Source organism: Pokkaliibacter plantistimulans, from assembly GCF_003194385.1.
GTDB classification, from domain to species: Bacteria; Pseudomonadota; Gammaproteobacteria; order Pseudomonadales; family Balneatricaceae; genus Pokkaliibacter; species Pokkaliibacter plantistimulans.
Genome location: NZ_LAPT01000135.1, coordinates 21791 through 29250, shown reverse-complemented (window position 1 = coordinate 29250; position 7460 = coordinate 21791). Strand labels below are relative to the sequence as shown.

5 protein-coding genes are annotated in these 7460 nt (G+C 55.5%); 2 read left to right on the top strand and 3 right to left on the bottom strand.

Annotated features, from left to right (window positions below):
- Nucleotides 1–201 precede the first annotated feature (201 nt).
- Nucleotides 202–4320, bottom strand: coding sequence for a PAS domain-containing protein (locus WH50_RS23615; protein WP_110189665.1), 4119 nt, complete (start codon nt 4318–4320; stop codon nt 202–204).
- A gap of 127 nt (nt 4321–4447) precedes the next feature.
- Entirely contained in the window at nt 4448–4972 is a 525-nt protein-coding gene (locus WH50_RS23610) for a hypothetical protein (RefSeq protein WP_110189663.1), read from the bottom strand.
- A 247-nt stretch (nt 4973–5219) separates the two neighbouring features.
- Between WH50_RS23610 and WH50_RS23605 the strand changes: the two genes are divergently transcribed.
- Complete coding sequence (locus WH50_RS23605; protein WP_165838543.1) at nt 5220–6488, top strand: HD domain-containing phosphohydrolase; 1269 nt, start codon at nt 5220–5222, stop codon at nt 6486–6488.
- Nucleotides 6489–6559: 71 nt separating this feature from the next.
- Here WH50_RS23605 and bfr read toward each other — a convergent pair whose 3' ends face one another.
- Nucleotides 6560–7033: a bacterioferritin gene (bfr, locus tag WH50_RS23600; protein ID WP_104152339.1), complete on the bottom strand. Its 474-nt coding sequence runs from the start codon at nt 7031–7033 to the stop codon at nt 6560–6562.
- A gap of 150 nt (nt 7034–7183) precedes the next feature.
- Here bfr and WH50_RS23595 point away from each other — a divergent pair, with 150 nt between their 5' ends.
- A complete protein-coding gene (locus tag WH50_RS23595) occupies nt 7184–7426 on the top strand; it encodes a (2Fe-2S)-binding protein (protein ID WP_104152340.1) in 243 nt (80 codons plus the stop codon).
- The last annotated feature ends 34 nt before the right edge of the window (nt 7427–7460 follow it).

Below are 7460 nucleotides of genomic sequence, written 5' to 3'. Positions count from 1 at the left end.
ACAACGTGGTGGGTTTACACACCTAGCCCTGAGAAAGCACATTCCATGCCAGTCAGCAGACCGGCCTCAGAGCGCGAAAAACGGTCGCCATTATCCATAAAGCCGATGAAAAATGCACCACGAGGTGATCATTATTTAAAACACGCACATTTTCAGTGCTGTGAGAAAACACGAGGGATGACGGGTAGCAGTAAACGCCTGTCAGGAGACCTCACGCTCGCCACCCGTGGCGTTAAACAGCGGTTTCACCTGCACCTCGGCAATACGGCCAGGCAGCAGCTTCTGTAACGACTGATAGAGCATGGTGAGGCTGACCGGTTTCGGCAGAAAATCATCCATCCCGCAGGCCATACACTGTTGGCGCTCAGACTCCAGTACCCCGGCTGTCAGGGCAATGATAGGTATTTTCAGCTGCAGTTGCCGGCGAATCGCCCGCGTTGCGGTAAAGCCATCCATCACTGGCATCTGCACATCCATCAGGATTACATCAAAATCCGCACCCGGCAGCTGCAGCCGGTCAACCGCCTCCTGACCGTGCTGCGCGATATCCACCTCAACCCCCAGACGTGCCAGCAGACGTGAAGCGACTTTCTGATTGACCACATTATCTTCCACCAGCAGACAGCGAGCGGCCCGCCTGACAGGCTCTGCACTGCTCTCTGTGCTGATCTCTGCGCGGCGATGTGCCTGTTCAGTACCCGGAGAGACCTCCTGTCTCGTCTCCATTTCACGTTGTTGCGGCAACCGCAGCTCACTGCCCGGCTCCGGTGGGATACCAGACGATGCTCCGCGCAATAGCGCAGCGCGCAGCGCATGGCGCAATTTGTTCGGTGTTATCGGGGAACACAGGTTGTAGCTCTGGCTGAAGGCCAGTGCACCTTCACCCGACCAGTGACGACCCGCCCGGCTCAGCACAATCACAGGCAATTGTTTCAGCTCAGGTAAACGCTGCAGACAGTCTGCCACGCTGTCGACGGCGAAACGGCTATCGATCAGCAGGGTATCGTAGTCTAAAGGGTCAATTTGCTGCTCGATGGTATCCAGCGCTTCAAGCCCATGTCGCTCCAGACGCCAGCCAAGGCGCTGACTGATAGAGCCCAGACTGCTGACCAGCCATGGGCCGGGTGAAAGCAACAGCAAGCGCCGAGCCTCTCCACTGGCCTTACAGGGTTCAGCAAAGACCACTGGTAAGCGCACGTTAAAACAGCTGCCTTTATCAGGCTCGCTGGTAAAGGTCAGGCTTCCGCCCATCAGTTCCACCAGACGCTTACTGATCACCAGACCCAGCCCGGTGCCACCAAAACGTCGCGTCATAGAGTTATCGGCCTGATTGAAGGGCACGAACAAGCGCCTCTGTTGCTCGACGGTCATGCCTATGCCGGTATCACGCACCGTACAGACCAGCCATGACTTGCCGCTGTGGTCCATATCGAAGCTCAGGGACAGGCATACCTCGCCTTCCAGCGTGAACTTGATGGCATTGCTGCACAGATTCATCAGCACCTGCTTGAGGCGTAAACCGTCGCAGAACACCTTGCCCGGCACTGAGGGCTGCACCTCAATCAGCAGCTCAAGATGCTTGTCGGCACTGTTGATGGACATCACCGACGCCACTGTATCGATTACCTCATCCAGATCGACATGGGACGGTGCCAGCTCCAGCCGTTCTGCCTCGATCTTGGAGAAGTCGAGAATATCGTTGAGGATGGCCAGCAGTGCCTGCCCGGAGGCAGCGATCATCTGCAGCGCTTCTTTCTGCTCATCATTGACTGGTGAGTTCATCATCAACTGCGCCATGCCCAGCACTGCGTTCAACGGTGTACGGATTTCATGGCTCATGTTAGCCAGGAACAGGCTCTTGGCGCGGTTGGCCGACTCAGCCTGATCGCGTGCAGCCAGTAGCTCCTGCTGAGTCTGCTTTAGGGAAGAGATATCGTTGGCGATGCTGAGGTAACCGGTCAGCTGGCCGGACGCGTCAAAAATACCGGTGGTCGCCACCACCACTGCCAGCGGCTGGCCGTCACTTCGAATATAGGTCCACTCATTGACGTCGCTACCACCTTCATTGCGGGCCCGCGCCGTCAGCACCTCCATGCCCCGAATGGGATAGCCCAGCTCACGCTCCAGTCGACGGCTGCGCTCGGCAAACTCTTCCGGCCGGTGAAAGACCGCTGGCGTCAGCTTGTCGACCACCATGTCGCCGCGATAACCCAGCATCCGCTCGGCGCCGGTATTGAACAGCGTGATGGTACCCGACAGATCCGTCGCAATGATCGAAACCTGAGTGGCCGCGTTGATGACTCCCTGCAGCTGTGCTCGCGCACTGAGCAATGCCAGCTCGATCTGTTTGCTGGCGGTCACATCGATATTGACCCCAAACAGCCGGAAGACCTTACCCTGGCTGTCCAGCTCAGCATTGGCACTGTCGACGATCCAGCGAATCTGGCCATCCGGCCATAACACCCGATATTCCATGCGGTAGCTTTTTTTCGCCGCTACCGCCTCCATTACGGTTTCCTGCGCCCGGTCGCGATCTTCAGGATGGATGCTCTGCAACCATAGTTCATGAGTGGGGTTGAGGCTCATGTCCCTGACACCAAACATGCGATAGATACTTTCTGCCCACCAACCGACGTTAGTGTCGACCCGCCACTCCCAGGCCCCCGCGTTGACCGTATCCAGCGCCAGCTTCAAGCGGTGATCCTGCTCCATCAGCTTGCGTTCAGCCCTGCTGCGCTCTGTCACATCCCAGTTGACACCGACCATACGCACCGCGGTGCCACCGGCATCAAACAGGGCCAGGCTGTTGGCATGCAGCGTCCTGATCGATCCATCAAGCAGACGAATGCGGAATTCGCTATCAAAGTCAGTACCCGTAGCAAGGCAATGCTGTAAGTGAGCTTCTGTCGCAGGCAGGTCTTCCGGCAAAACAAAGGAGCGCCAGAAGTCATAGTCCAGCTTCTGCCCGCAGTCATCTACACCGTACAGGTGATACATAAACTCATCCCAAACCACCTCGTTGCTATGCAGATCAAAATCCCACACGCCCAGCTTCATGGATCGTTGTGCAAGCTCGAATCGCTCCTTGAGATGCTTGATGTGCTGCTGGCTGGCCACACTGTCACTCATGTCTTCCAGCTGAATCAGGATTTCCTGATTCGCCTGCAGCAACGACACCCGCCCCTTGGCCCAGCGCAGTCCGCCACAGGCATCGAGCCGCCAGCGCACGGGCACGTACTGGCTGGCATTGTTCTGCAATTGGTTCAGGGCATGCTGCAGCTCATCGTGACCATCACTGACCACCAGTCCGGCAAAGGATTTGCCAATCAGCTGAGCAGAGCGGACGCCAATCAGGCTGCAGAGATAGGGATTAATCTCGAGAATCTCGCCCTGGATATTGCACACGGCAAATCCGGTAGCGGAGTTGTCAAGGACAGCGCGAATACGATTTTCACTTTCTGACAGCCTGCGGCTACGCTCTTTCATATTGTCACGCAGTACCCCCAGCAGTGATGCCAGCACTACCGTCATGGCACTGGTCGCCCAGATACTCTGGGCGGCCTTTACATCTGAAAAGGCTGAGAGCGAAGCGCCGAACACCAGCAACATGACGGCTTCACATACAATCACCAGTAGTGACACCAGCGCAGTGAAAAACCCCCCCAGGCGCACGGCCATAAAAGCCAGCGGAACGATAACGTAGATATAGGGAAAAGTGAGGGTATCAAGGATGACCCAGCTGCTCGCCAGAGTCATCAGGAACCATCCGACCACCTCCAGAACCAGTCTGGTCTGCCGCCACTCCTGCCATCGTTGCCGGTCCGCCAGCAAGGTAGGAATAAACAATAGACACTGCCCCGTGACGCCACTCAACCAGTAGGAGCCCAGCGCCTCACTGAATTCGGCCCGGTTAGCACCGGCGGCCATCCCTGCGGCACACACTGCCGCCAGAGGTATGAACAGGACTGAACTGGCAAAAAGGATATACAGCACCTTCTCCACCAGCACATGGCGGTTGAGTGGCAGGCTGACAAAACGTTGTGCCACCACCAGAATGGCCGCCACTTGCAGCACATGTACCGCAGAGTAGAAAACGGCGACTGCGGTAAAGTCCCCCGTGGACCATCGGGCCACAACGCCAGCACCAAAGAAGCCTGCCAGTTTCGCCAGCCGCAGGCGGGCAGGTTCGGTCATCAAATGGGCCAGCGCCCAGGCGTCCGCCAGCCATATATAGATGGCATCGGCGTTGATATGTGTCAGCAGCAGGCTGAGCACCGCCAACGCCAGATACAGCAGTGTAGAGCGGAACACTGTCAGCATGGCCGGTTCCACTTAACATCACGACGATGACGAACCACTTTCTGCACCTGAGATTCTTCCTGACTGAATGATGGTCGTGGGCTGAGGGAGCAATGATCAATGCTGTGATATTCAGATCAGACAACCGTCACAGAGGCTTGAGTCTGACTTCCAGCTGCTTTGTCAGAACATGACAGCTGCCACGCCTGACTTCGACTGGTGGACTGGACCAGGGCTGATAGCCTCGCTGCTCGACAGTCACGCGGTAAGTCCCTTCGCGCTCATAGGCCGCCTGCAAGGGAAAGCGCTGATTACAGTCATACTGATCAAGGCTTTTTACTTCCTCATAATAGTCCTGATCGCGTACCTCAATGGTTGCTCCGCAGCTTACCGGCGCCGCTGTATTAGCGTCCAGCACAATAATTTCCAGTGCGGGCTGCCATACATCAGTACACGTATCTGCTTTGGTTGCCACTGACATTACCGGGCTAACCAGAGGCACAGCATTATTGGCAGCTTCCTGCACTTGTGGCTTCTGATTACATCCGGTAATAACAAAACAAGCCAGTGCGATGCCCAGTGCGCCCGCAGTCCGCACTGCGAATGCAAAGCTGCCAGCACTGCTGCGGTAACGGGTTCGGACTGCGGGAATCGGACGAAATGGCAGGCGCATGGCACGTTTCCTTGTTTGTGAAGTTGCTTCAGACCGCAGCCACGGGCGCAGAAGGCCAGAACAGAGCAAGTCGGCTTGATGTATGTACCAAAGTGGCCGGAATGCGTGAGATCAAGAACACTTTCTAAGGTAGGCAGGGTTAACGGGTACGTAAATAAACTTTTGGCATATTGGCTGCCGATCTGGCAACATATCGATAGATAAAAATAAAAGACAAGATAGTCAGTTTAGGATGGAGGCCGGCGTCATGAGCACCAAGGTTCCCCATGTTCTCTTTCTCGACGATGAGCCCAGCCTGCTGGAGGCATTACGCCGCAATCTGCGTAAATCTGGCTGGGAAATGCACTTCCTGCAATCGCCCGCAGAAGCACTATCGCTGCTGGAGCAGCAATACGTCGATCTGATTATCAGCGATATGTACATGCCCGGTATGGATGGAGTCACCTTCCTCAGTAAGGCCGCGGAAAAACGCCCGGACAGCGTTCGCCTGATCCTGACCGGCAATCCTGATCTCGATTCCACCATCGATGCCATTAACCGCGGCAAGATCCATGGCTTTCTGACTAAACCCGTGGAAATTCAGCATCTGCAGGACGTGCTTGAGGCAGGCATCAAGGTGACTCAGGCCAAGCGTCGCCAGTCACAGATGCTCTACACCCTGGCAAAGAGCAATAAGGCACTGAAAGCCGAGCTGGAGCAGACGCTGAACTTTGTCAGCCAGACGCAGGAGGCGCTGCGCGACACATACTCCAGCACGGTTGAAGTATTTGCCAAGCTGCTCGAAGGATTTCGCAGCCAGCTGCTGCAGCGACCCTTTCGGGCAGGTATCTACTGTCGGCTACTGATTGACCACATGCAGTTTGAACCGGAACTGGCACGCCAGACTTACTTCGCCACCTTACTTCATGACATCGGCAAGGTGGGAATGCCGCGTCACCTCTTCAACACACCATTTCGTCAGCTGAGTAAAGCTGAGCAGGCGGAATATGAAAAATACCCCATTGCCAGCAGTACAGCGTTACTGGGCACTCCCGAACTGGAACAGGCTGCCAGCTTTATTCTGGCCCACCGCGAACATATCGATGGCTCGGGCTACCCTCATCACCTGTCTGGCGGTGCTATCAGTGAAGGCGCGCTGATCACGGGCATTACCACGTATTTTGACGAGCTGCTCGACGGTGACGAGTCGCCCCGCGCCATCAAGGCCGCCTTGCAGCAACTGGAACTGGTGAAGAACAAGCACTTTCCCTATGAGCTGGTCGATACCTTCAAAGAGGTGATCGAAGACTATTACCACCTGGGCGACAGGGAGTACCTCAGTCTGGTCGACCCTGAGAAGCTGCAGGCAGGCATGGTAGTCGGCAGAGGGCTATATGGCAGCAATGGCATGCGCCTGCTGTCACAGGGCACGCGTCTGAACGACAGGCTGATTGAAAAGCTCAGGGAGTACCATACGCGCGTCAATCCCACCATGCGGGTAGCCATCGTGCAGCAGTCCCAGGTACGGGTGAATTGAAAGCGGGAAAACGAGAAATCTAGAGAAGGGAGCGAAGCAGAGCTGCGAGCGCTCTGCTTCAGCAAAGTCAGTCAACTTTCGATGACTTTGCTCTGGATGTAATTCTGCATGCCCATCTGATCGATCAGGCCCAGTTCGGTCTCCAGCCAGTCAATGTGCTCTTCCTCACTGTCGAGGATGTCCTGCAGCAGATCGCGGCTGACGTAATCGCGAATACCTTCCGCATAGGCAATGCCTTCACGCAGGTCCTGGTGGGCAATCAGCTCCAGCCTCAGGTCACACTCCAGCATTTCCTTGACGTTTTCACCGATCAGCAGCTTGCCAAGATCCTGCAGGTTGGGAATGCCTTCGAGAAACAGGATGCGATCAGTCAGGCGATCAGCATGCTTCATCTCATCAATGGACTCGTGATACTCGTGGTCTGCCAGTTTTTTCACGCCCCAGTTTTTGTACATCTTGGCATGAAGAAAATACTGGTTGATTGCTATCAGCTCATTACCCAGCACCTTGTTCAGGTGCTCGATCATCTTGGGATCGCCTTTCATCACGGTTACCTCTGGTTTTTCATTGCAAGCCTTACCTGCTCACCGGGGCAACAGTATAGCCCAGCAACTTTAAAAATCCTCATTTGATCTCTGTAAAGCCTTGATGATCAAATAGAAATCGTTCTCATTATTTTTATCAAGGGTACAGTTATGCTGGTATGTGTCTGCAAGCGTGTGTCTGATGCCATGATCAAAGAAGCCTATGAGCAGGGCATCCAGTCCGTGGAAGCACTTGGAATGCACCATGGCCTGGGCCAATGCTGCGGCCGCTGTGTACCCTATACCCAGAAAATGCTGGACGCCATGAGCCCTGACGCTGCCGTGGCAGCGGTACAGATGTGGTCACCGAGTGGGGCCGGCCTGTCTGCACCGATCTGGAACCCTGGCCAATAAGATCGCTAACGATAGTAATTTTCAATTGCCCTTA